Source organism: Klebsiella scottii, assembly GCF_036561945.1.
Classification (GTDB): Bacteria; Pseudomonadota; Gammaproteobacteria; order Enterobacterales; family Enterobacteriaceae; genus Klebsiella; species Klebsiella scottii.
This window is the reverse complement of record NZ_JARXNI010000017.1, coordinates 130,665-154,532: the sequence shown is the minus strand read 5'-3', so window position 1 is coordinate 154,532 and position 23,868 is coordinate 130,665. Positions and strand designations below refer to the sequence as shown.

The window sequence follows — 23,868 nt, the reverse complement described above, 5'->3', positions numbered from 1 at the left end:
CTCCTTATTTGATGTCGCGGATGTCGGCAAAATGGCCGCTAACGGCCGCCGCTGCCGCCATTGCCGGGCTGACTAAGTGGGTACGTCCGCCGCGGCCCTGACGGCCTTCAAAGTTACGGTTGCTGGTGGATGCGCAGCGCTCGCCCGGGTTCAGGCGGTCGTTGTTCATCGCCAGACACATGGAGCAGCCCGGCAGGCGCCATTCAAAACCGGCTTCGATAAAGATTTTATCCAGGCCTTCTGCTTCCGCCTGGGCTTTCACCGGGCCTGAGCCAGGCACCACTAATGCCTGCACGCCTGGCGCCACTTTACGTCCTTTGGCGATCTCCGCCGCCGCGCGTAAGTCTTCAATGCGCGAGTTGGTACAGGAGCCGATAAAGACTTTATCAATTGCGACTTCGGTCAGCGGGATGCCCGGCTTCAGGCCCATATAGGCCAGCGCTTTTTCCGCGCTCGCGCGCTCTACCGGATCGGCGAAAGAGGCCGGATCGGGGATCATGTCGGTGACGGAGATAACCTGGCCTGGGTTGGTTCCCCAGGTGACCTGCGGAGCAATCTCTGCGGCCTGTAAGATGACGACGGTGTCAAAGGTGGCATCGGCGTCCGTGGTCAGGGTTTCCCAGTAAGCGACCGCTTCGCTAAAGTCCTCGCCTTTAGGCGCGTGCAGACGGCCCTTCACGTAATCAAAGGTGGTCGCGTCCGGCGCCACCAGGCCCGCTTTAGCGCCCATCTCGATGGCCATATTGCACAGGGTCATGCGGCCTTCCATGCTCAGGTTGCGAATGGCTTCGCCGCAGAATTCGACCACGTGGCCCGTACCGCCGGCGCTGCCGGTTTTGCCGATGATCGCCAGCACGATATCTTTAGCGGTGATGCCGGGGGCCGCCTGGCCCTGAACTTCAATCTTCATCGTTTTGGCGCGGCCCTGCTTCAGGGTCTGAGTTGCCAGCACGTGCTCGACTTCGGAGGTCCCGATGCCGAAAGCCAGCGCGCCGAACGCGCCGTGGGTCGCGGTATGGGAATCGCCGCAAACGATGGTCATCCCCGGCAGGGTCACGCCTTGCTCAGGGCCCATCACGTGGACGATACCCTGATACGGGTGGTTCAGGTCATACAGCTCAACGCCGAATTCGTTACAGTTCTTAATCAGCTCCTGCATCTGAATACGCGCCATTTCGCCGGACGCGTTGATGTCTTTGGTCTGAGTCGAAACGTTATGATCCATGGTGGCGAAGGTTTTTCCCGGCTGGCGCACCTGGCGGTTGTGCGCGCGCAGGCCGTCAAACGCCTGCGGGGAGGTTACTTCGTGTACCAGATGACGGTCGATGTACAGCAGCGGGGTTTCGTTTTGCGCTTCATAAACCACGTGAGCATCAAACAATTTTTCATACAACGTCTTCGCCATGATTACACCCCTTCAGCGACGTAGCGGGCAATAATATCGCCCATTTCATCGGTACTGACCGCCGCCGCACCGCGCGCTAAATCGCCGGTACGGATGCCTTCTTCTAATGCGCGGTTGATCGCGCTTTCGATCGCCGTTGCCGCAGCGTCCGCATCGAGGCTGTAGCGCAGCAGCAGCGCCAGCGACAGGATCTGGGCGATCGGGTTGGCGATGTTCTTGCCGGCGATATCCGGCGCCGAGCCGCCTGCCGGCTCGTACAGGCCAAAACCCTGTTCATTGAGGCTGGCGGACGGCAGCATGCCCATTGAGCCAGTGATCATCGCGCATTCGTCGGACAGGATGTCGCCGAACAGGTTGGAGCACAGCAGCACGTCGAACTGGGACGGGTCTTTAATCAGCTGCATGGTGGCGTTGTCGATGTACATGTGCGCCAGCTCAACGTCCGGGTACTCTTTGGCGATTTCGCCGACGATTTCCCGCCACAAAATGGAGGACTGCAGCACGTTGGCTTTGTCGATAGAGGTCACTTTGCTCCGGCGCTTGCGGGCCGATTCAAACGCGATGTGCGCAATGCGCTCGATTTCAAAGCGGTGGTAAACCTCGGTATCAAATGCTTTTTCGTGATGGCCGCTGCCTTCGCGACCCTTCGGCTGGCCGAAGTAGATGCCGCCGGTCAGTTCACGGACGCACAGAATGTCGAAGCCGTTGGCGGCGATATCCGCGCGCAGCGGGCAAAACTCTTCCAGCCCCTGGTACAGCTTCGCCGGACGCAGGTTGCTGAACAGCTTGAAATGTTTACGCAGCGGCAGCAGCGCGCCGCGCTCCGGCTGCTCTGCGGGCGGCAGGTGCTCCCATTTTGGGCCACCGACGGAGCCGAACAGAATGGCGTCCGCCTGCTCGCAGCCGTCCACGGTTGCCTGCGGCAGCGGGGTGCCCTGGCGGTCGATGGCGATGCCGCCAACGTCATACTGGCTGGTGGTAATGCGCATATCAAAACGGTTACGGACAGCTTCCAGTACTTTCATCGCCTGGTTCATGACTTCCGGGCCAATGCCATCACCTGGCAAAACAGCAATATGATAATTCTTCGACATTACACAGTTTCCTTCTTGTTCTCGTTATTTTGAGCTTTGCGTTGCAACTCTTTTTCGACTTCAGCGGCGCGCCAGATGTTGTTCAGAACGTGAACCATCGCCTTCGCCGAGGACTCTACGATATCCGTCGCCAGCCCGACGCCGTGGAAGCGGCGACCGTTGTAGTTAACGACGATATCAACCTGGCCCAGCGCATCTTTGCCGTGGCCTTTGGCGCTTAAACCATACTTAACCAGCTCGATGTCATACGCCGTGACGCGGTTGATTGCCTGATATACGGCATCGACCGGGCCGTTGCCGTTAGCCGCTTCGGACTTCACTTCGTCGCCGCAGGCCAGCTTGACGGAGGCGGTGGCGATGGCGTTGGAACCGGATTGAACGCTGAAGTAGTCCAGGCGGAAATGCTCAGGCTCTTCCTGCTGCTTGTTAATAAAGGCCAGCGCTTCCAGGTCGTAGTCGAAGACCTGACCTTTTTTGTCTGCCAGCTTCAGGAACGCGTCGTACAGGTGGTCCATGTTGTAGTCGCTTTCCTTGTAGCCCATCTCTTCCATGCGGTGTTTCACCGCCGCGCGGCCGGAGCGGGAGGTCAGGTTCAGCTGTACCTGATTCAGGCCGATGGATTCCGGGGTCATGATTTCGTAGTTTTCGCGGTTCTTCAGCACGCCGTCCTGGTGAATACCGGAAGAGTGGGCGAAAGCGCCGGTGCCGACGATGGCTTTGTTCGCCGGGATCGGCATGTTGCAAATCTGGCTGACGGTCTGGCTGGTGCGCCAGATTTCGCTGTGATTAATGCGGGTGCGTACGTCCATAATGTCTTTACGCACCTTGATGGCCATGATGACTTCTTCCAGCGAACAGTTGCCCGCACGTTCGCCGATACCGTTCATGGCGCCTTCAACCTGGCGCGCGCCGGCGTGGACGGCGGCAATGGCGTTGCCGACGGCTAAGCCCAAATCGTCATGGGTGTGAACGGAAATGATCGCTTTGTCGATGTTCGGGACGTGATCGTACAGGCCGGTAATGATGTTGGAGAATTCGAACGGCATGGTATAGCCGACGGTATCCGGGATGTTAATGGTGGTGGCGCCGGCGCGGATGGCGGCTTCCACGACGCGAGACAGGTCAGCAATTGGCGTACGCCCGGCATCTTCACAGGAGAATTCGACGTCGTCGGTATAGTTGCGTGCGCGCTTGATCATATACACCGCGCGCTCAATCACCTCATCGAGGGTGCTGCGCAGCTTGGTGGCGATGTGCATCGGCGAGGTGGCGATAAAAGTATGAATACGGAACGCTTCGGCGATTTTTAATGACTCGGCCGCGACATCGATATCTTTCTCTACGCAGCGAGCCAGGGCGCAAACGCGGCTGTTTTTGATGGTACGCGCGATGGTCTGTACGGATTCAAAATCGCCCGGAGATGAGACAGGGAAGCCGACTTCCATCACGTCTACGCCCATACGCTCAAGGGCCAGGGCAATCTGCAGCTTCTCTTTAACGCTCAGGCTGGCCTGTAACGCTTGTTCCCCGTCGCGTAAGGTAGTATCGAAAATAATGACTTGCTGGCTCATGGTTAAATCCTTAATCGGTGTCCTGGGCGCCTTGCTGACGAGCATAAAAAAACCCGCGCAATGGCGCGGGTTTTATAGTCTTACTGGAAGATGACTAACGCTTAACGTCGCCCAGCAGCCTACCGCGCAAATTGGATGCGTTTAGTAGTAGTAGGCTGGTGAAACGAGTGCTGCGAATCATTGCGTCATGCTCCAGATGAAATCGATATGCCTTTAGAGTTACTGGATACGCCTTTTGATGTCAACCCCTGAGGGGGGAAATCGCCTTTTTGCCTTGTCACTGAATTAGCTAATTGTGCTGAAGATCGCGCTTTTTTGCCGACAATCGTTTTTGGCGCCGCGGCAGGGGCGAGACCATTTAAAACATTCGCATAAATTTCTTTTCATTCAAGGCGTCACGTTACCGGGGCGGTAATGGCTGGCATCTTAATGAAAAGACTGAGGATATTTACCCTGTGAATATATTAAAATGAGTTCAGGTTAATTATCTATGATAACGGCATGTTAATTTTAATAGTATATTTAATCGATAGTTTAATGCTGCTTCAATTTAATTTAACTATTCCTGCCGTTGTTTATCTTTATAAATTATGAGTAAACTTAACACCATCAAGTAATCGATATGGTTAAAATGAGTCGGCCATTTTCTCATCATGCTTATTTTTGTCGAAATCATAACTTTGATATATTCCTAAAATTCATTTTTACCCTTTTGCAAATTTCATATGCGTGCTAAATGATATTTTCGGCATTAATTACTGTACTTGTGCAAAGGGAATTTAGCCTGATGGTGAAATTAGATATGATAATTGAAAGTATTGAATATCAAACAGCCCCTGCGGTGGAAGTGACAAAACCTCAGCTACGAATGGTCGATCTCAATCTGCTCACCGTCTTTGATGCGGTGATGCAGGAGCAAAATATCACCCGGGCGGCACAGTCTCTGGGGATGTCGCAGCCGGCGGTCAGCAACGCCGTATCGCGCCTGAAGGTGATGTTTAATGACGAGCTATTCGTTCGCTATGGCCGCGGGATTCAGCCAACGGCGCGTGCGTTCCAGCTGTTTGGCTCGGTGCGTCAGGCTTTGCAGCTGGTGCAGAACGAACTGCCGGGCTCCGGCTTTGAGCCAATAAGCAGCGAGCGGGTGTTTAATCTGTGCGTTTGCAGCCCGCTGGATAACTATTTGACGGCAACGATCCTCAATAAAGTTAGCGCCGCCGCGCCAAATATTCATTTGATTTTTAAATCGGCGCTGAATCAAAATACTGACCATCAATTACGTTATCAGGAAATTGAATTTGTGGTTGGCTATGAAGAGTTTCGCCGCCCTGAATTTGCCTGCGTACCGCTGTTTAACGATGAGATGGTATTAGTCGCCAGTCGTCAACATCCGCGTATTAGCGAATTGCTGGCGGAAGACGACATTTATCGGGAAGAGCATGCGGTTGTGGCCCTGGATCGCTATGCTTCATTCAGCCAGCCCTGGTATGACAATCTCGATAAACAGGCGCGAATTGCTTATCAGGGAAATGCGATGGTCAGCGTATTAAACGTGGTTTCGCAAACACAAATGGTGGCTATTGCGCCGCGTTGGCTGGCGGCTGAATTCGCGGATAAGCTTAACCTGCGGCTGGTTACTCTGCCGATGCAGGTTAATAGCCGAACCTGCTATCTTTCATGGCACGAAGCCGCTGGTCGCGATAAAGGCCACCAGTGGATGGAAGAACTGCTGGTCAGTATTTGCCGGCGCTAACCTGTCTCTGCATAACCACAAACGGGAGCCGCGGCTCCTGCTTTGTGAGCGGGTAAAGGGGATATTCTGGCCTGCCGTTGACCGAGGCTAGCGCGGCGGCTCGTTTCTAATGATTTTATCTGTTAATGGGTAGTAAGGCAGAATTTTATTCTGTTTGGCGGCCTCGGCTATCCGCAGATTCAGATGAAAAATGGATGATTTCCTGCGGCACGGCGATTTGTCCGAGTAATGATTTGCGCCATTTACTGTCGGTGAAGTTTTCCACCTGATTTTTTATTAAATCCTCTTTTTTATTCTTTTAATACTTCTCGCGTACCCGCGGCGGCTAATTGCCTGCCCGTTAGCGACCAGTTATGGTAAAGGCAGGCAGTCAATTCACCTCAATGCGAAGACGAGATTCTGCGCATTTGTGCGAACGCGCGGAAATTGAATTCCGCTGTCGTTAAAAACAATAAGCCGGGAGGCAAACCATGGAGATGTTGTCAGGAGCCGAGATGGTCGTCCAGTCGCTTGTCGATCAGGGCGTCAAGCAAGTATTCGGTTATCCCGGGGGGGCGGTCCTCGATATCTATGATGCGTTACATACCCTCGGCGGTATCGATCATATTTTGGTCCGCCACGAGCAGGCCGCGGTACATATGGCGGACGGGCTCGCCCGCGCCACGGGGGAAGTCGGCGTCGTGCTGGTGACTTCCGGGCCCGGCGCAACGAACGCCATTACCGGTATTGCGACGGCTTACATGGACTCTATCCCTCTGGTGATCCTCTCCGGGCAGGTGGCGACTTCCCTGATTGGCTACGACGCTTTCCAGGAGTGCGACATGGTCGGTATTTCCCGGCCGGTGGTAAAGCACAGCTTCCTGGTTAAGCAAACTGAAGATATCCCCGGCGTCCTGAAGAAAGCCTTCTGGCTGGCGGCCAGCGGCCGTCCTGGCCCGGTTGTCGTCGATCTGCCGAAAGATATCCTCAACCCGGCGAACAAGCTGCCGTACGTATGGCCGGATGCGGTCAGCATGCGCTCCTATAATCCGACGACCAGCGGGCATAAAGGACAGATTAAACGCGCTCTGCAGACGCTGATCGCGGCCAAACACCCGGTGGTGTACGTGGGCGGCGGGGCGATTAACGCCCAATGCGAAGAGCAGCTGTATCGTCTGGTGGAAAAACTTAATCTGCCGGTCGTTTCGTCGCTGATGGGGCTGGGGGCTTTCCCGGCTACGCACCAGCAGGCGCTGGGCATGCTGGGTATGCACGGCACCTACGAAGCCAACATGACGATGCATAATTCCGACGTGATTTTTGCCGTTGGCGTCCGCTTTGACGATCGCACGACCAACAATCTGGCAAAATATTGCCCGAATGCCACGGTGCTGCATATCGACATCGATCCGACGTCAATTTCGAAAACGGTGCCGGCGGACGTGCCGATCGTTGGCGATGCTCGTCAGGTGCTGGAGCAGATGCTGGATCTGCTGGAGCAGGAAGAGGCGCAGCAGCCGCTGGATGAACTCCGCGACTGGTGGCGGCAGATCGAGCAGTGGCGCGCGCGTCACTGCCTGCAATACGATACGCAAAGCGGCAAGATCAAACCGCAGGCGGTAATCGAGACCATCTGGCGTCTGACCAACGGGGATGCCTACGTCACCTCCGACGTTGGCCAGCATCAGATGTTCGCCGCGCTCTATTATCCCTTTGATAAGCCAAGACGCTGGATCAACTCCGGCGGCCTGGGCACGATGGGCTTCGGCCTGCCTGCGGCGCTCGGCGTGAAGATGGCGCTGCCGGAGGAGACCGTTGTTTGCGTCACCGGCGACGGCAGTATTCAGATGAATATCCAGGAGCTGTCCACCGCGCTGCAGTATGAACTGCCGGTTCTGGTGCTGAACCTCAATAACCGCTATCTCGGGATGGTGAAGCAGTGGCAGGACATGATTTACTCCGGCCGTCACTCGCAGTCGTACATGGAGTCACTTCCGGATTTTGTCCGCCTGGCAGAAGCGTATGGTCACGTAGGGATTCGCATCAACGAGCCGCAGGAGCTTGAGCCGAAGCTGGCTGAAGCGCTGGAACAGGTGCGTAATAATCGTCTGGTCTTCGTCGATGTAACTGTCGACGGCAGCGAGCACGTGTATCCGATGCAGATCCGCGGCGGCGGGATGGACGAGATGTGGTTGAGCAAAACGGAGAGAACCTGATTATGCGCCGGATATTATCGGTATTACTGGAAAACGAATCGGGCGCCTTATCGCGCGTTATTGGTCTCTTTGCGCAGCGTGGGTATAACATTGAAAGCCTGACGGTGGCACCCACCGATGACCCGACGCTCTCGCGGATGACGATTCAGACCGTGGGTGATGAGAAAGCGATTGAGCAGATCGAGAAGCAGCTGCATAAGCTGGTGGACGTGCTGCGCGTCAGCGAGCTTGGACAAAACTCGCACGTTGAGCGCGAGATTATGCTGGTGAAGGTACAGGCCAGCGGCTTTGGCCGCGAAGAGGTCAAGCGCAACACCGAGATCTTCCGCGGGCAGATTATTGATGTCACCCCGTCTATCTACACCGTTCAGCTGGTTGGCACCAGCGATAAGCTGGATGCATTCATCGCCTCGCTGCGTGACGTCGCGAGAATAGTTGAAGTTGCTCGCTCTGGCGTCGTTGGCCTGTCGCGCGGCGATAAAATAATGCGCTGAGTCGCTGAAAATGACGTAAAAATAGCCCGGCACAAACTGTCGGGCTATTTTTTTGCGAAATCGGTAGGAACTGGAGATAAAACCGGTTGCTGTGCTAACTATTCTGCGTTTAGATGTTATGAAAATGAATCCATACCTGAAGAAAGGTTATGTTCTGTACTAAATTACCCAAGGGGCAATTGTGAAACTGGATGAAATCGCCCGGCTGGCCGGTGTCTCGCGAACCACCGCTAGCTATGTGATTAACGGTAAAGCGAAGCAGTACCGCGTGAGTGATAAAACGGTCGAAAAGGTGATGGCTGTGGTTCGTGAACACAACTATCACCCGAATGCGGTCGCTGCCGGCCTGCGTGCAGGACGCACGCGTTCTATTGGTCTGGTCATTCCGGATCTGGAAAACACCAGCTATACCCGCATTGCTAACTACCTGGAGCGTCAGGCGCGTCAGCGCGGCTATCAGCTGCTGATCGCCTGTTCGGAAGATCAGCCAGATAACGAGATGCGCTGCATTGAGCATCTGCTGCAGCGCCAGGTCGATGCCATTATCGTTTCGACCTCATTACCGCCTGAGCACCCGTTCTATCAGCGCTGGGCCAACGATCCTTTCCCGATTGTTGCGCTCGATCGCGCGCTCGATCGTGAACACTTCACCAGCGTCGTGGGCGCCGATAGGGACGATGCGGAAATGCTGGGCGCCGAGCTGCGTAAATTCCCTGGCGACAGCGTGCTGTATCTTGGCGCTCTGCCGGAGCTGTCGGTGAGCTTCCTGCGCGAGCAGGGCTTCCGGACCGCGTGGCAGGACGATCCGCGTGAGGTGCAGTACCTCTACGCTAACAGCTACGAGCGCGAAGCGGCGGCTCAGCTGTTCGAGAAGTGGCTGGAAACGAATCCGATGCCGCAGGCGCTGTTTACCACCTCGTTCCCGCTGCTGCAGGGCGTGATGGACGTGACGCTGCGTCGTGAAGGCAAGCTGCCCTCCGAGCTGGCGATTGCGACTTTCGGCGATAACGAACTGCTGGATTTCCTCCAGTGTCCGGTGCTGGCAGTGGCCCAACGCCACCGCGATGTTGCCGAACGCGTGCTGGAGATTGTCCTCGCCAGCCTCGACGAACCGCGCAAGCCAAAGCCTGGCCTAAGCCGGATTCGCCGGAATTTGTATCGCCGCGGGAGCCTGAACCGTCGTTGAATATTTCCGGCAGGAGGCTGCCGGGATAATTCTACCGCTCGCCAGACGGACGCGCGTCTGGCGATAATCCATACAAATTGCCTTAAAAATGCAAAACTGAATATCTTTCAGACAAATCCCTAAACTTCTTTACGTATTATTTTGTTTTATTCTGGAGCAGGGCCTTTCTTGCATCTGCTGGGTATAAGAAAAGATGTCCCCGCCGATATTTGTATTATTTTGTTACATTCACTAAGTTAATCGCTGAATTAACACTCATTTTATCGCAAACAATACCCACAATCTTCTCCACCCCGCGACAAGAGAGCCTCTCCGGTGACAACCGGCACTGTTAACGGGCATCAGAATCGCCTAAAATGCCGCTCGCGTCGCAAACTGACACTTTATATTTTCCCGCCGAAGATATTTTGTTGCTTTTAACTGTTACGAATTTGTTGGTTGTTTTCTTACACGTATTCATGACGTTAATTTGCCTCGTTTGTTGATGATTTTATCATCAGGCCTAATATCGGCTGCAAATAATGGGTTTTTAAGCTTCGTTGGTATTCGTGCTGGCTTGACAAGCTTTTCCTCCGCTCCGTAAACTCCTTCTGGTGGGAATTTGTGGGGTAAAGTGGCGAAAAGGGGTGAGGCTGGCATGTTCCGTGGGGCAACGTTAGTCAATCTCGACAGCAAAGGCCGTCTGGCCGTACCGACGCGTTACCGCGACGGGCTGATTGAGAGCGCTTCCGGTCAATTGGTTTGCACCATTGACATTCATCACCCGTGCCTGCTGCTTTACCCCTTGCCTGAATGGGAAATCATCGAGCAAAAATTGTCGCGTTTATCGAGCATGAATCCCGCTGAGCGGCGCGTACAGCGTCTGCTTCTGGGACATGCCAGCGAATGTCAGATGGATAATGCCGGGCGGCTATTGATCGCACCGGTGTTACGGCAGCATGCCGGGCTGACAAAAGAAGTGATGCTGGTCGGGCAGTTCAATAAGTTTGAGCTGTGGGATGAAACGACCTGGTATCAACGGGTCAAGGAAGATATCGACGCTGAGCAGTCCGCAACCGGGGAACTGCCGGAGCGACTGCAGGATTTGTCTTTATAAAATGATGGAAAATTTTAAACATACTTCGGTACTTCTGGATGAAGCCGTTAACGGCCTGAATATTCGCCCGGATGGTATCTACATTGATGGCACTTTTGGTCGCGGTGGTCACTCGCGCCTGATCCTCTCCCGGCTGGGAGCGGAAGGCCGCCTGCTGGCAATCGATCGCGATCCGCAGGCGATCGCCGTGGCGAAGACCATCGATGACCCCCGTTTTTCCATCGTACATGGACCTTTTTCTGCGCTTGCAGATTATGTTAGTGAGCGCGAACTGACGGGCAAGATCGACGGTATTCTTCTCGATCTTGGCGTCTCGTCACCTCAGCTTGATGACGCGGAACGCGGCTTCTCGTTTATGCGCGACGGCCCGCTGGATATGCGCATGGATCCGACGCGCGGCCAGTCGGCCGCCGAATGGCTGCAGACGGCCGAAGAGGCCGATATCGCCTGGGTTATTAAAACCTTTGGCGAAGAGCGCTTCGGTAAGCGCATCGCGCGCGCCATCGTTGAGCGCAACCGCGTTGAGCCCATGACCCGCACGAAAGAGCTGGCGGAAGTGGTGACGGCGGCGACTCCGGTGAAGGATAAATTCAAACATCCCGCGACCCGTACCTTCCAGGCGGTGCGCATTTGGGTGAACAGTGAACTGGAGGAGATAGAGCAGGCGCTAAAAAGCTCGCTCAGCGTGCTGGCCCCGGGCGGGCGGCTTTCTATCATCAGTTTCCACTCGCTGGAAGACCGTATTGTGAAGCGCTTTATGCGTGAGCAAAGCCGCGGTCCGCAGGTTCCGGCAGGGCTACCGATGACTGAAGAGCAGCTTAGTAAACTGGGCGGCCGTGAGCTGCGAGCATTAGGCAAGTTGATGCCGGGCGAAGAAGAGGTGGCAGAGAATCCACGCGCCCGTAGTTCAGTTCTGCGCATTGCAGAGAGGACGAACGCATGATCGGCAGAGTGACAGAAGCCTTAAGCAAAGTTAAAGGATCGTTAGGAAGCAACGAGCGCCATGCCTTGCCTGGCGTTATCGGGGACGATCTTCTGCGGTTTGGGAAGCTGCCACTCTGTCTGTTCATTTGCATCATCATTACGGCAATTACGGTGGTCACGACGGCGCACCATACCCGTTTGTTAACCGCCCAGCGCGAACAGCTGGTTCTGGAACGTGACGCGCTGGATATTGAATGGCGCAACCTGATCCTCGAAGAGAACGCCTTGGGCGATCACAGTCGGGTTGAGCGGATCGCGACCGAGAAGTTGCAGATGCAACATGTCGATCCATCACAAGAAAATATCGTTGTACAAAAATAAGGATTATTGCGACGCATGAAAGCAGCGCCGAAAACGCCAAGACCAAAACGTCAGGAAGAACAGGCCAACTTTATCAGTTGGCGTTTTGCGTTGCTGTGCGGCTGTATTCTGCTGGCTCTGACTTTCCTGCTGGGCCGCGTGGCGTGGCTCCAGGTTATCAGTCCGGACATGCTGGTGCGTCAGGGCGATATGCGCTCCCTGCGCGTACAGGAAGTGTCTACCGCGCGCGGGATGATTACCGACCGCTCGGGCCGCCCGCTGGCGGTGAGCGTGCCGGTGAAGGCTATCTGGGCCGATCCGAAAGAGCTGCACGATGCCGGCGGCGTCACTCTCGACAATCGCTGGAAAGCGCTGGCGGACGCGCTGAATATGCCGCTGGATCAGCTGGCGTCGCGCATCAATACCAACCCGCGGATGCGCTTTATCTATCTGGCTCGCCAGGTCAATCCTGATATGGCCGATTACATCAGGAAGCTTAAGCTGCCGGGGATCCACCTGCGCGAAGAGTCGCGCCGTTACTACCCGTCAGGCGAAGTCACCTCTCACCTTATCGGTTTTACCAACGTCGATAGCCAGGGTATTGAGGGCGTTGAGAAGAGCTTTGACAAGTGGCTTACCGGCCAGCCGGGCGAGCGTATCGTGCGTAAAGACCGCTATGGCCGCGTCATTGAGGATATCTCTTCCACCGACAGCCAGGCCGCGCATAACCTCGCGCTGAGCATCGACGAGCGCCTGCAGGCGCTGGTTTATCGCGAACTCAACAATGCGGTGGCGTTTAACAAGGCGGAGTCGGGAAGCGCGGTGCTGGTTGATGTCAGCACCGGCGAAGTGCTGGCGATGGCCAACAGCCCGTCCTACAACCCGAATAATTTCTCCGGCACGGCAAAAGATATCATGCGTAACCGCGCCATCACCGACGTCTTCGAACCGGGTTCAACGGTGAAGCCGATGGTGGTGATGACGGCGCTACAGCGCGGGATCGTCAATGAAAATACCGTGCTGAACACCATTCCTTACCGTATTAACGGCCACGAAATTAAAGACGTGGCGCGCTATAGCGAATTGACCCTGACCGGGGTACTACAGAAGTCGAGTAACGTCGGTGTTTCCAAGCTGGCGTTAGCGATGCCGTCCTCAGCGTTAGTAGATACTTACTCACGTTTTGGGCTCGGAAAAGCGACCAATTTGGGGTTGGTCGGAGAACGCAGTGGCTTATACCCTCAAAAACAACGGTGGTCTGACATAGAGAGGGCCACCTTTTCTTTCGGCTATGGGCTAATGGTAACTCCGTTACAGTTAGCGCGAGTCTACGCAACGATCGGCAGCTACGGCGTTTATCGCCCGCTGTCGATTACTAAAGTTGATCCACCGGTTCCGGGCGAGCGAGTCTTCCCGGAACCTCTCGTTCGTACCGTGGTGCACATGATGGAAAGCGTGGCGCTGCCGGGCGGCGGCGGCGTGAAGGCGGCGATTAAGGGCTATCGCATCGCGATCAAAACCGGTACGGCGAAAAAAGTGGGGCCGGACGGCCGCTACATCAATAAATATATTGCTTACACCGCAGGCGTTGCGCCCGCCAGCCACCCGCGTTTCGCGCTGGTGGTGGTGATCAACGACCCGCAGGCGGGTAAATACTACGGCGGCGCCGTTTCCGCGCCGGTCTTCGGTGCCATCATGGGCGGCGTTCTGCGCACCATGAACATCGAACCGGATGCGCTGGCAACGGGCGAAAAAAGTGAATTTGTGATTAATCAAGGCGAGGGAACAGGTGGCAGATCGTAATTTGCGCGACCTTCTCGCTCCGTGGGTGCCAAATGCGCCGGAGCGAATTCTGCGAGAGATGACGCTGGACAGCCGGGTGGCTGCTTCCGGGGATCTCTTTATCGCGGTATTAGGTCATCAGGCGGACGGGCGTCGTTATATCCCGCAGGCGATAGCGCAAGGTGTTGCTGCCATTATAGCTGAGGCCAAAGATGAGGCTGGCGACGGTGAAATCCGTGAAATGCACGGCGTGCCGGTCATTTATCTTAGCCAGCTCAACGAGCGCCTGTCGGCGCTGGCCGGGCGTTTTTACCATCAGCCCTCTCAGCAGCTGCGCCTGATCGGCGTGACCGGGACCAACGGCAAAACCACCACTACTCAGCTACTGGCGCAGTGGGGCAAGCTGCTCGGCGAAACCAGCGCGGTCATGGGTACGGTAGGCAACGGCCTGCTGGACAAGGTTATCCCGACGGAAAACACCACCGGCTCTGCGGTAGACGTCCAGCACGTGCTGTCCGGTCTGGCAGGGCAGGGGGCGACGCTGGCGGCGATGGAAGTTTCTTCTCACGGCCTGGTGCAGCACCGCGTAGCCGCGCTGCAGTTTGCCGCCTCGGTCTTTACCAACCTGAGCCGCGATCACCTGGACTATCACGGTGATATGGCGCATTACGAAGCGGCAAAATGGCTGCTCTACTCCACCCACCACTGCGGTCAGGCGATCGTCAACGCCGATGATGAAGTGGGCCGCCGCTGGCTGGCGAAGCTGCCGGATGCGGTTGCGGTATCGATGGAAGACCATATTAATCCGAACTGCCACGGCCGCTGGCTGAAGGCAACCGCGGTGAGCTATCACGACAGCGGGGCGACCATTCAGTTTGACTCCAGCTGGGGCAAGGGCGAAGTCGAAAGTCGCCTGATGGGCGCCTTTAACGTCAGCAATCTGCTGCTGGCGCTGGCTACGCTGCTGGCGCTGGGCTATCCGCTGGCCGAGCTGCTGAAAACGGCCTCTCGTCTGCAGCCGGTTTGCGGGCGCATGGAAGTCTTTAGCGCGCCGGGCAAAGCGACCGTGGTGGTGGATTACGCTCATACGCCTGATGCGCTTGAAAAAGCGCTGCAGGCCGCGCGTCTGCACTGCAACGGCAAGCTGTGGTGCGTATTTGGCTGCGGCGGCGATCGCGATAAGGGCAAACGTCCGCTGATGGGCGCTATCGCCGAAGAGTTCGCCGATATCGCCGTTGTCACTGATGATAACCCGCGTACCGAAGAGCCTCGCGCCATTATCAACGATATCCTGGCCGGCATGCTTGATGCCGGGCACGCGAAGGTGATGGAAGGTCGGGCGGAAGCGGTGACCAATGCCGTTATGCAGGCGAAAGAGGGCGACGTGGTGCTGGTCGCGGGTAAAGGCCACGAGGATTACCAGATTGTCGGCAACCGCCGCCTGGACTACTCCGATCGCGTTACCGTCGCGCGTTTACTGGGGACGGTAGCATGATTCGCTTTACGCTCACTCAGCTTGCCGACATCGCCAGCGGCGAACTGCACGGTAGCGATCTGGCCATTGATGAGGTCACATCGGATACCCGCAAAATAACGGTGGGCTGCCTGTTTGTAGCCCTCAAAGGCGAGCGCTTCGACGCTCACGACTTTGCTGCGCAGGCAAAACAGGCGGGCGCCGGCGCGCTGCTGGTCAGCCGCAGGCTGGAGTGCGATTTACCCCAGGTGGTGGTGAAAGATACTCGCCTGGCTTTCGGTGAGCTGGCCGCGTGGGTTCGCCAGCAGGTACCGGCGCGCGTGGTCGCGCTGACCGGCTCCTCCGGAAAAACCTCGGTGAAAGAGATGACCGCGGCGATCCTCGGACAGTGCGGCACCACGCTGTATACCGCCGGCAACCTGAATAACGATATTGGCGTGCCGATGACGCTGCTGCGCCTGACTCATGAGCACCGGTATGCGGTGATTGAGCTGGGCGCCAACCACCAGGGCGAAATTGCCTGGACCGTTAATCTGACGCGTCCGGAAGCCGCGCTGGTGAACAACCTGGCCGCCGCGCATCTTGAGGGCTTCGGCTCGCTGGCGGGCGTGGCGAAAGCGAAAGGCGAAATCTTTACCGGCCTGCCGGCAAACGGCATCGCCATTCTCAACGCCGACAATAACGACTGGCTGAACTGGCAGAGCGTCATTGGCGATCGTAAGGTTTGGCGCTTCTCGCCAAACGCCGCGAACAGCGACTTTACGGCGACCAATATTCATGTCACCAGCCACGGTACGGAATTTACCCTGCAAACCCCAACGGGGAGCGTGGATGTTCTGCTGCCGCTGCCGGGCCGCCATAATATCGCCAACGCGCTGGCCGCAGCCTCGCTGGCAATGGCGGTCGGCGCTGATTTAGCCGCGGTGAAAGCCGGGCTGGCTCAGCTTACCGCGGTGCCTGGGCGCCTGTTCCCGATCCGGCTTACGGAAAATCAGCTGCTGCTTGATGATTCCTATAACGCCAACGTCGGGTCAATGACCGCCGCGGTGCAGGTACTGGCTGAAATGCCGGGCTACCGGGTGCTGGTGGTCGGCGATATGGCCGAGCTCGGCGCGGAAAGCGCCGCCTGCCATCGTCAGGTTGGCGAAGCGGCGAAGATTGCAGGACTCGATCGGGTACTGAGCGTCGGCGCGCTGAGCGCTGATATCAGCTCCGCCAGCGGCGTGGGTGAGCACTTTAGCGAGAAATCCGCGCTGGTGACTCGTCTGCGCGAGCTTATCGCAGAGCATAAAATTCTGACCATTTTAGTGAAGGGTTCACGTAGTGCCGCCATGGAAGAGGTAGTACGCGCATTACAGGAGAATGGAACATGTTAGTATGGCTGGCCGAACATTTGGTCAAATATTATTCAGGCTTTAACGTCTTTTCCTACCTGACGTTTCGCGCCATCGTCAGCCTGCTGACCGCGCTGTTCATCTCTTTGTGGATGGGCCCGCGTATGATCGCTCGTCTGCAAAAACTCGCTTTCGGCCAGGTTGTCCGCAACGACGGTCCGCAATCTCACTTCAGCAAACGCGGTACGCCGACCATGGGCGGGATCATGATCCTCACCGCGATTGTGGTATCGGTCCTGCTGTGGGCTTACCCCTCTAACCCGTACGTCTGGTGCGTTCTGACGGTGCTGATAGGTTACGGCATCATTGGCTTCGTTGATGACTATCGCAAGGTGGTACGCAAAGACACCAAGGGCCTGATTGCCCGCTGGAAATACTTCTGGATGTCGGTGATTGCGCTGGGGGTTGCCTTTGCGCTGTATATGGCCGGGAAAGACACGCCGGCCACCCAGCTGGTGGTGCCGTTCTTCAAAGACATCATGCCGCAGCTGGGGCTGCTGTACATTCTGCTGGCCTACTTTGTGATTGTCGGTACCGGCAACGCGGTTAACCTCACCGATGGCCTCGACGGTCTGGCGATTATGCCCACCGTATTTGTTGCCGCCGGTTTCGCGCTGGTGGCGTGGGCGTCGGGCAACATGAACTTCGCCAACTACCTGCATATTCCCTATCTGCGTCATGCCGGCGAACTGGTTATCGTCTGTACGGCAATTGTTGGCGCGGGCCTTGGCTTCCTGTGGTTTAACACCTATCCGGCTCAGGTCTTTATGGGCGACGTGGGTTCGTTGGCCCTCGGCGGCGCGCTGGGCATCATTGCCGTGCTGCTGCGTCAGGAATTCCTGCTGGTTATTATGGGTGGCGTTTTTGTTGTTGAGACCCTGTCGGTCATTCTGCAGGTCGGCTCCTTCAAGCTGCGCGGCCAGCGCATCTTCCGAATGGCGCCGATTCATCACCACTATGAACTGAAAGGCTGGCCGGAACCGCGCGTGATCGTGCGCTTCTGGATTATTTCGCTGATGCTGGTGCTGATTGGCCTGGCGACGCTGAAGGTACGTTAATCATGGCAGATTATCAGGGTAAGAAAGTCGTCATTATTGGGCTGGGTATGACCGGCCTGTCTTGCGTGGACTTTTTCATGGCCCGCGGCGTGACGCCGCGCGTCATGGATACTCGCGCTGCGCCTTCAGGCCTGGATAAGCTGCCGGAAGAAGTGGAGCGCTACGTTGGCGGCCTGAACGAGGATTGGCTGCTGGCGGCCGATCTGATCGTGGCAAGCCCGGGTATCGCCCTGGCGCACCCCTCTCTGAGCGCGGCGGCGGATGCCGGCGTGGAAATCGTTGGCGATATCGAGCTGTTCTGCCGCGAGGCGCAGGCGCCGGTTGTGGCCATTACCGGCTCAAACGGTAAAAGCACCGTCACCACCCTTGTGGGTGAGATGGCGAAAGCGGCCGGCGTAAACGTCGGCGTCGGCGGCAATATTGGCCTGCCGGCCCTGATGCTGCTGGATGCTGAACGCGAACTGTATGTTCTGGAACTTTCCAGCTTCCAGCTGGAAACCACCTCCAGCCTGCGGGCGGTTGCCGCGACGATCCTCAACGTGACCGAAGATCATATGGACCGCTATCCGCTAGGCCTGCAGCAGTATCGGGCGGCCAAACTGCGCGTTTATGAAAATGCGAAGAGCTGCATCGTGAATGCTGATGACGGATTGACGATGCCGGTGCGCGGCGCCGATGACCGCTGCATCAGCTTTGGCGTGGACGTCGGCGACTACCACCTCAACCGCCAGCAGGGAGAAACCTGGCTGCGGGTGAAAGGTGAGAAAGTGCTGAACGTCAAAGAGATGAACATCTCCGGCCAGCATAACTACAGCAACGCCCTGGCGGCGCTGGCGTTGGCGGATGCCGCAGGCCTGCCGCGGGCCAGCAGCCTCAAGGCGCTGACTACGTTTACCGGTCTGGCGCACCGCTTCCAGCTGGCGCTGGATCATAACGGCGTGCGCTGGATTAACGATTCCAAAGCCACCAACGTTGGCAGCACCGAAGCGGCGCTGAACGGTCTGCATCTGGACGGTACGCTGTATCTGCTGCTCGGCGGTGACGGCAAATCCGCTGATTTTGACCCGCTGAAGCGTTATCTGGCCGGCGACAATATCCGCCTCTACTGCTTCGGTCGCGACGGCGAGCAGCTGGCGGCGCTGCGCCCTGAGGCGGCGACGCAGACGGAAACCATGGAGCAGGCGATGCGTCAGATTGCGCCGCTGCTGAAGCCGGGCGATATGGTGCTGCTGTCACCGGCCTGCGCCAGCCTCGATCAGTTTAAAAACTTCGAACAACGGGGGGATATCTTTACCCGCCTGGCGAAGGAGTTAGGCTGATGCGTCTATCCCTCCCGCGCCTGAGAATGCCCCGACTGACGCTGCCGCGTTTGCCGGGAATGCGTATCTTCTCCTGGCTGTTTGCCGCGCTGAAGGGCTGGGTGATGGGCTCGCGGCAGAAAGATAACGACAGCCTGGTGATGTATGACCGGATGCTGCTGTGGCTGACGTTTGGCCTGGCGGCGGTCGGCTTCATCATGGTGACCTCGGCCTCGATGCCGGTTGGTCAGCGTCTGGCGAACGATCCGTTTCTGTTTGCCAAGCGCGACGGACTCTACATTCTGCTGGCGCTGGGGCTCGCGCTGGTGACCCTGCGCCTGCCGATGGTGTTTTGGCAGCGGCACAGCACCGCGATGCTGATCGCCTCGATCGTGATGCTGCTGATCGTGCTGGTGGTCGGGAGTTCGGTAAACGGGGCATCGCGCTGGATTGCGCTGGGCCCGCTGCGTATTCAGCCTGCGGAGTTTACCAAGCTGTCGCTGTTCTGCTACATCGCCAACTACCTGGTACGTAAAGGCGATGAGGTGCGCAATAACCTGCGCGGCTTCCTGAAACCGATGGGCGTGATTTTCGTGCTGGCGATTCTGCTGCTGGCGCAGCCGGACCTCGGAACGGTGGTTGTGCTGTTTGTCACGACCCTGGCGATGCTGTTTCTCGCCGGCGCTAAGCTGTGGCAGTTCATTGCCATTATCGGCATGGGGATCTCGGCGGTGGTGCTGCTGATCCTCGCCGAACCGTATCGTATTCGCCGCGTAACCTCCTTCTGGAACCCGTGGGAGGATCCGTTTGGCAGCGGCTACCAGCTAACCCAGTCGCTGATGGCCTTTGGTCGCGGCGAAATGTGGGGGCAGGGCTTAGGCAACTCGGTACAAAAGCTGGAGTATTTGCCGGAGGCGCACACTGACTTCATCTTCGCCATCATCGGCGAAGAACTCGGTTATATCGGTGTGGTACTGGCCCTTTTAATGGTATTCTTCGTCGCTTTTCGCGCCATGTCCATTGGCCGCAAAGCGCTGGAGATTGACCACCGTTTCTCCGGCTTTCTGGCCTGTGCGATCGGTATCTGGTTTAGCTTCCAGGCGCTGGTTAACGTCGGCGCGGCTGCGGGCATGCTGCCGACCAAGGGCCTGACGCTGCCGCTTATCAGCTACGGTGGTTCCAGCTTGCTGATTATGTCGACGGCCATCATGTTGCTGTTGCGTATTGATTATGAAACGCGTCTGGAAAAAGCGCAGGCGTTTACACGGGGTGTTCGATGAGCGGTCAGGAAAAGCGGTTAATGGTGATGGCGGGCGGTACCGGCGGGCATGTGTTCCCGGGGCTGGCGGTCGCGCACCATTTAATGGACCAGGGCTGGCAGGTTCGCTGGCTGGGTACCGCCGATCGTATGGAAGCGGACTTAGTGCCAAAGCACGGTATTGAGATAGATTTTATCCGCATCTCCGGCCTGCGCGGCAAAGGCCTGAAGGCGCAGCTGCTGGCGCCGGTACGTATTTTCAACGCCTGGCGTCAGGCGCGCGCGATTATGCAACGTTTCCAGCCGGACGTCGTGCTGGGGATGGGCGGATACGTGTCCGGCCCCGGCGGGCTGGCGGCGTGGTCGCTGGGTATTCCGGTGGTGCTGCACGAACAGAATGGTATTGCCGGCCTGACCAATAAATGGCTGGCAAAAATTGCGAAGAAAGTGATGCAGGCGTTTCCCGGCGCGTTCCCCCACGCTGACGTGGTGGGCAACCCGGTACGTACCGATGTGCTCGCGCTGCCTCTGCCGGAGCAGCGGCTGTTTGGGCGTCAGGGGCCGACCCGCGTTTTAGTGGTTGGCGGCTCGCAGGGCGCGCGCGTATTGAACCAGACCATGCCGCTGGTGGCCGGGAAGCTGGGCGGCGCGGTGACCATCTGGCATCAGAGCGGTAAAGGCGGCCAGCAGACGGTACAGCAGGCTTACGCCGATGCCGGGCAGCCGCAGCACAAGGTGACCGAATTTATTGATGATATGGCGGCGGCGTATGCCTGGGCCGATGTGGTGGTATGTCGCTCCGGTGCGCTGACGGTGAGCGAAATTGCCGCCGCAGGATTACCGGCGCTGTTTGTGCCGTTTCAGCACAAGGATCGCCAGCAGTACTGGAACGCGCTGCCGCTGGAGAAAGCGGGAGCCGCGAAAATTCTCGAACAGCCCCAGTTCACGGTTGACGCCGTGGCGCAAACCCTGGCCGGCTGGGATCGGGAAACGCTGCTGGATATGGCGGAACGAGCGCGTAGAGTCTCGATTCCGGATGCTACCGAGCGGGTAGCGGAAGAAGTGAGCGCTGCAGCACTGGCGCGCTAATCGCGGTGAATCCCACCGCCCGAATAGAGAAGTTGATGGCGTAAAGAATGAATACACAAGATTTGGCAAAACTGCGTTCCATAGTGCCCGAGATGCGTCGCGTCCGGCACATTCACTTTGTTGGCATTGGCGGTGCCGGTATGGGCGGTATTGCCGAAGTTCTGGCCAACGAAGGCTACCAGATTTCCGGCTCCGACCTGGCGCCGAATCCGGTTACGCAACAGCTGGCTAAACTTGGCGCCACGATCTATTTCAACCATCGCCCTGAAAACGTGCGTGATGCCAGCGTGGTGGTGGTTTCCAGCGCAATCTCTGCGGACAATCCGGAGATTGTTGCCGCGCATGAAGCGCGTATTCCGGTTATCCGCCGCGCGGAGATGCTGGCGGAGCTGATGCGTTTTCGCCACGGCATCGCTATCGCCGGCACGCACGGTAAAACCACGACCACCGCGATGGTCTCCAGTATTTATGCCGAGGCTGGCCTCGATCCTACCTTCGTCAACGGTGGGTTGGTCAAAGCCGCCGGCGTTCATGCCCGTCTTGGGCATAGCCGTTATCTGATTGCGGAAGCGGATGAGAGCGACGCTTCGTTCCTGCATCTGCAGCCGATGGTTGCCATTGTGACCAATATCGAAGCCGATCACATGGATACCTACCACGGTGATTTTGAAAACTTAAAGCAGACGTTCGTTAACTTCCTGCACAACCTGCCGTTCTACGGACGCGCGGTGATGTGCGTGGACGACCCGGTCATTCGTGAGCTGCTGCCGCGCGTTGGCCGCCAGACGACGACCTACGGCTTTAGCGATGATGCCGACGTGCGTATTGAAGACTATCGCCAGCTTGGCGCGCAGGGCCATTTCCGCCTCGTGCGCCAGGACAAAGAGGTTATCCAGGTCACGCTAAACGCGCCGGGCCGCCATAATGCGCTGAATGCGGCGGCTGCCGTGGCGGTGGCGACGGAAGAGGGCATTGAAGACGACGCGATTCTGCGGGCGCTGGAAGCGTTCCAGGGCACCGGCCGTCGCTTTGATTTCCTTGGTGAATATCCGCTGGCTGAGGTCAACGGTAAAAGCGGCAGCGCGATGCTGATTGATGATTACGGTCATCACCCGACGGAAGTGGATGCGACCATTAAAGCGGCTCGCGCCGGCTGGCCGGATAAAAATCTGGTGATGCTGTTCCAGCCGCACCGCTTTACCCGTACGCGCGATCTGTACGACGATTTTGCCAACGTGCTGACTCAGGTCGATGCGCTACTGATGCTGGACGTCTACTCCGCTGGCGAAGCGCCGATCCCGGGGGCGGATAGCCGCTCCCTGTGCCGCACTATTCGCGGTCGCGGCAAGGTGGACCCGATTCTGCTTTCCGACCCGGCCCAGGCGGCAGAGATGCTGGCTTCGGTGCTGACCGGGAACGACCTGGTGCTGGTGCAGGGCGCTGGAAATATAGGGAAAATCGCCCGCCACCTGGCTGAAATCAAACTCATGCCGCAAAAAGCGGGGGAGGAGCGCCGTGGCTGATAAAATCGCGGTTCTTTTCGGCGGGACCTCCGCCGAGCGAGAGGTATCGCTCAACTCCGGCGCGGCGGTGCTTGCCGGCCTGCGTGAGGGCGGCGTTGACGCCCATCCCGTCGACCCTCGCGATGTCGATATTACTCAGCTGAAGCAGCTGGGTTTTAAGAAAGCGTTTATTGCTTTGCACGGCCGCGGTGGGGAAGATGGAACGTTGCAGGGGCTGCTTGAGCTGATTCAACTGCCTTATACCGGCAGCGGTGTGATGGCTTCGGCAATCTCAATGGATAAAGTGCGCAGTAAATTACTGTGGCAGGGCGCGGGCTTACCCGTTGCTCCGTGGGTGGCGCTGACCCGTTCACAGTTCAACGCGGGCCTTACCGCAGAGGCCGCGCAGCAGATTACGGCGCTTGGCCTGCCGCTCATTATTAAGCCGAGTCGTGAAGGTTCAAGCGTCGGCATGTCGAAAGTAAGCGAAAGTTGTGAATTACACAATGCATTGGCGCTGGCTTTTCAGCATGATGATGAAGTTCTGATTGAGAAATGGCTCAGTGGACCAGAATTCACCGTTGCGATCGTCGGTGAAGAAATTTTACCGTCAATTCGTATCCATGTGGCTGGAACCTTCTATGATTATGAGGCGAAGTATCTCTCTGATGAGACGCAATATTTCTGTCCTGGTTGTGAGGAACCTGCCCGCGAGTCAGAAATTCAGGCCCTGGTACTGAAAGCCTGGAATGTTCTTGGCTGTAGCGGCTGGGGACGGATTGACGTGATGCTGGACAGCGATGGCCAGTTTTATCTGTTGGAAGCGAATACTTCCCCTGGCATGACCAGCCATAGCCTGGTGCCGATGGCGGCGCGTCAGGCGGGGATGAGCTTCTCACAGCTTGTTGTTCGAATTTTGGACCTGGCGGGGTGAT

At 57.3% G+C, this 23,868-nt stretch carries 20 protein-coding genes; 16 read left to right on the top strand and 4 right to left on the bottom strand.

Annotated elements, in window-relative coordinates:
• Positions 1-4: 4 nt before the first annotated feature.
• The 4 genes from leuC to leuL form a co-directional block, all read right to left on the bottom strand.
• Positions 5-1,405, bottom strand: coding sequence for a 3-isopropylmalate dehydratase large subunit (leuC, locus tag QFI97_RS00955; protein WP_331834557.1), 1,401 nt, complete (start codon positions 1,403-1,405; stop codon positions 5-7).
• A gap of 2 nt (positions 1,406-1,407) precedes the next feature.
• The gene (leuB, locus tag QFI97_RS00950) at positions 1,408-2,499 is read right to left on the bottom strand and encodes a 3-isopropylmalate dehydrogenase (RefSeq protein ID WP_041144036.1); all 1,092 of its coding nucleotides are present in this window, start codon (positions 2,497-2,499) and stop codon (positions 1,408-1,410) included.
• On the bottom strand, positions 2,499-4,070 hold the full coding sequence (gene leuA, locus QFI97_RS00945) for a 2-isopropylmalate synthase (protein WP_095103785.1): 1,572 nt from the start codon (positions 4,068-4,070) through the stop codon (positions 2,499-2,501). Before leuA ends, leuB begins: the two co-directional genes overlap by 1 nt.
• Before the next feature lie 94 nt (positions 4,071-4,164).
• The gene (gene leuL, locus QFI97_RS00940; protein WP_115193567.1) at positions 4,165-4,251 is read right to left on the bottom strand and encodes a leu operon leader peptide; all 87 of its coding nucleotides are present in this window, start codon (positions 4,249-4,251) and stop codon (positions 4,165-4,167) included.
• Positions 4,252-4,854: 603 nt separating this feature from the next.
• On the opposite strand from leuL, the gene leuO reads away from it, so the two are divergent.
• The 16 genes from leuO (at position 4,855) to QFI97_RS00860 (ending at position 23,867) form a co-directional block, all read left to right on the top strand.
• Positions 4,855-5,823: a transcriptional regulator LeuO gene (leuO, locus tag QFI97_RS00935; protein ID WP_331834604.1), complete on the top strand. Its 969-nt coding sequence runs from the start codon at positions 4,855-4,857 to the stop codon at positions 5,821-5,823.
• A gap of 470 nt (positions 5,824-6,293) precedes the next feature.
• Positions 6,294-8,018, top strand: a complete 1,725-nt coding sequence (gene ilvI / locus QFI97_RS00930) for an acetolactate synthase 3 large subunit (RefSeq protein ID WP_095103784.1) — start codon at positions 6,294-6,296, stop codon at positions 8,016-8,018.
• 2 nt (positions 8,019-8,020) lie between these two features.
• Positions 8,021-8,512: an acetolactate synthase small subunit gene (gene ilvN / locus QFI97_RS00925; RefSeq protein WP_041144039.1), complete on the top strand. Its 492-nt coding sequence runs from the start codon at positions 8,021-8,023 to the stop codon at positions 8,510-8,512.
• 181 nt (positions 8,513-8,693) lie between these two features.
• A complete protein-coding gene (gene cra, locus QFI97_RS00920) occupies positions 8,694-9,698 on the top strand; it encodes a catabolite repressor/activator (protein ID WP_095103783.1) in 1,005 nt (334 codons plus the stop codon).
• 637 nt (positions 9,699-10,335) lie between these two features.
• On the top strand, positions 10,336-10,794 hold the full coding sequence (gene mraZ, locus QFI97_RS00915; RefSeq protein WP_041144041.1) for a division/cell wall cluster transcriptional repressor MraZ: 459 nt from the start codon (positions 10,336-10,338) through the stop codon (positions 10,792-10,794).
• A gap of 1 nt (position 10,795) precedes the next feature.
• On the top strand, positions 10,796-11,737 hold the full coding sequence (gene rsmH / locus QFI97_RS00910) for a 16S rRNA (cytosine(1402)-N(4))-methyltransferase RsmH (protein WP_095103780.1): 942 nt from the start codon (positions 10,796-10,798) through the stop codon (positions 11,735-11,737).
• A complete protein-coding gene (ftsL, locus tag QFI97_RS00905; RefSeq protein WP_004857854.1) occupies positions 11,734-12,099 on the top strand; it encodes a cell division protein FtsL in 366 nt (121 codons plus the stop codon). The genes rsmH and ftsL overlap by 4 nt, the downstream gene beginning before the upstream one ends.
• Positions 12,100-12,114: 15 nt before the next feature.
• Entirely contained in the window at positions 12,115-13,881 is a 1,767-nt protein-coding gene (locus QFI97_RS00900) for a peptidoglycan glycosyltransferase FtsI (protein WP_041144043.1), read from the top strand.
• Positions 13,868-15,355 (top strand): UDP-N-acetylmuramoyl-L-alanyl-D-glutamate--2,6-diaminopimelate ligase, encoded by a 1,488-nt coding sequence (gene murE / locus QFI97_RS00895; protein ID WP_331834559.1) that lies wholly within the window; start codon positions 13,868-13,870, stop codon positions 15,353-15,355. The genes QFI97_RS00900 and murE overlap by 14 nt, the downstream gene beginning before the upstream one ends.
• The gene (gene murF, locus QFI97_RS00890) at positions 15,352-16,710 is read left to right on the top strand and encodes a UDP-N-acetylmuramoyl-tripeptide--D-alanyl-D-alanine ligase (RefSeq protein ID WP_346430401.1); all 1,359 of its coding nucleotides are present in this window, start codon (positions 15,352-15,354) and stop codon (positions 16,708-16,710) included. The genes murE and murF overlap by 4 nt, the downstream gene beginning before the upstream one ends.
• On the top strand, positions 16,704-17,786 hold the full coding sequence (mraY, locus tag QFI97_RS00885) for a phospho-N-acetylmuramoyl-pentapeptide-transferase (protein WP_095103777.1): 1,083 nt from the start codon (positions 16,704-16,706) through the stop codon (positions 17,784-17,786). Before murF ends, mraY begins: the two co-directional genes overlap by 7 nt.
• Before the next feature lie 2 nt (positions 17,787-17,788).
• Entirely contained in the window at positions 17,789-19,105 is a 1,317-nt protein-coding gene (murD, locus tag QFI97_RS00880) for a UDP-N-acetylmuramoyl-L-alanine--D-glutamate ligase (RefSeq protein ID WP_346430400.1), read from the top strand.
• On the top strand, positions 19,105-20,364 hold the full coding sequence (gene ftsW, locus QFI97_RS00875; protein ID WP_095103774.1) for a cell division protein FtsW: 1,260 nt from the start codon (positions 19,105-19,107) through the stop codon (positions 20,362-20,364). The genes murD and ftsW overlap by 1 nt, the downstream gene beginning before the upstream one ends.
• Positions 20,361-21,431: an undecaprenyldiphospho-muramoylpentapeptide beta-N-acetylglucosaminyltransferase gene (murG, locus tag QFI97_RS00870; protein ID WP_095103773.1), complete on the top strand. Its 1,071-nt coding sequence runs from the start codon at positions 20,361-20,363 to the stop codon at positions 21,429-21,431. Before ftsW ends, murG begins: the two co-directional genes overlap by 4 nt.
• A 47-nt stretch (positions 21,432-21,478) precedes the next feature.
• The gene (gene murC, locus QFI97_RS00865) at positions 21,479-22,954 is read left to right on the top strand and encodes a UDP-N-acetylmuramate--L-alanine ligase (RefSeq protein WP_095103772.1); all 1,476 of its coding nucleotides are present in this window, start codon (positions 21,479-21,481) and stop codon (positions 22,952-22,954) included.
• Positions 22,947-23,867 (top strand): D-alanine--D-alanine ligase, encoded by a 921-nt coding sequence (locus QFI97_RS00860; RefSeq protein WP_095103770.1) that lies wholly within the window; start codon positions 22,947-22,949, stop codon positions 23,865-23,867. Before murC ends, QFI97_RS00860 begins: the two co-directional genes overlap by 8 nt.
• The last annotated feature ends 1 nt before the right edge of the window (position 23,868 follow it).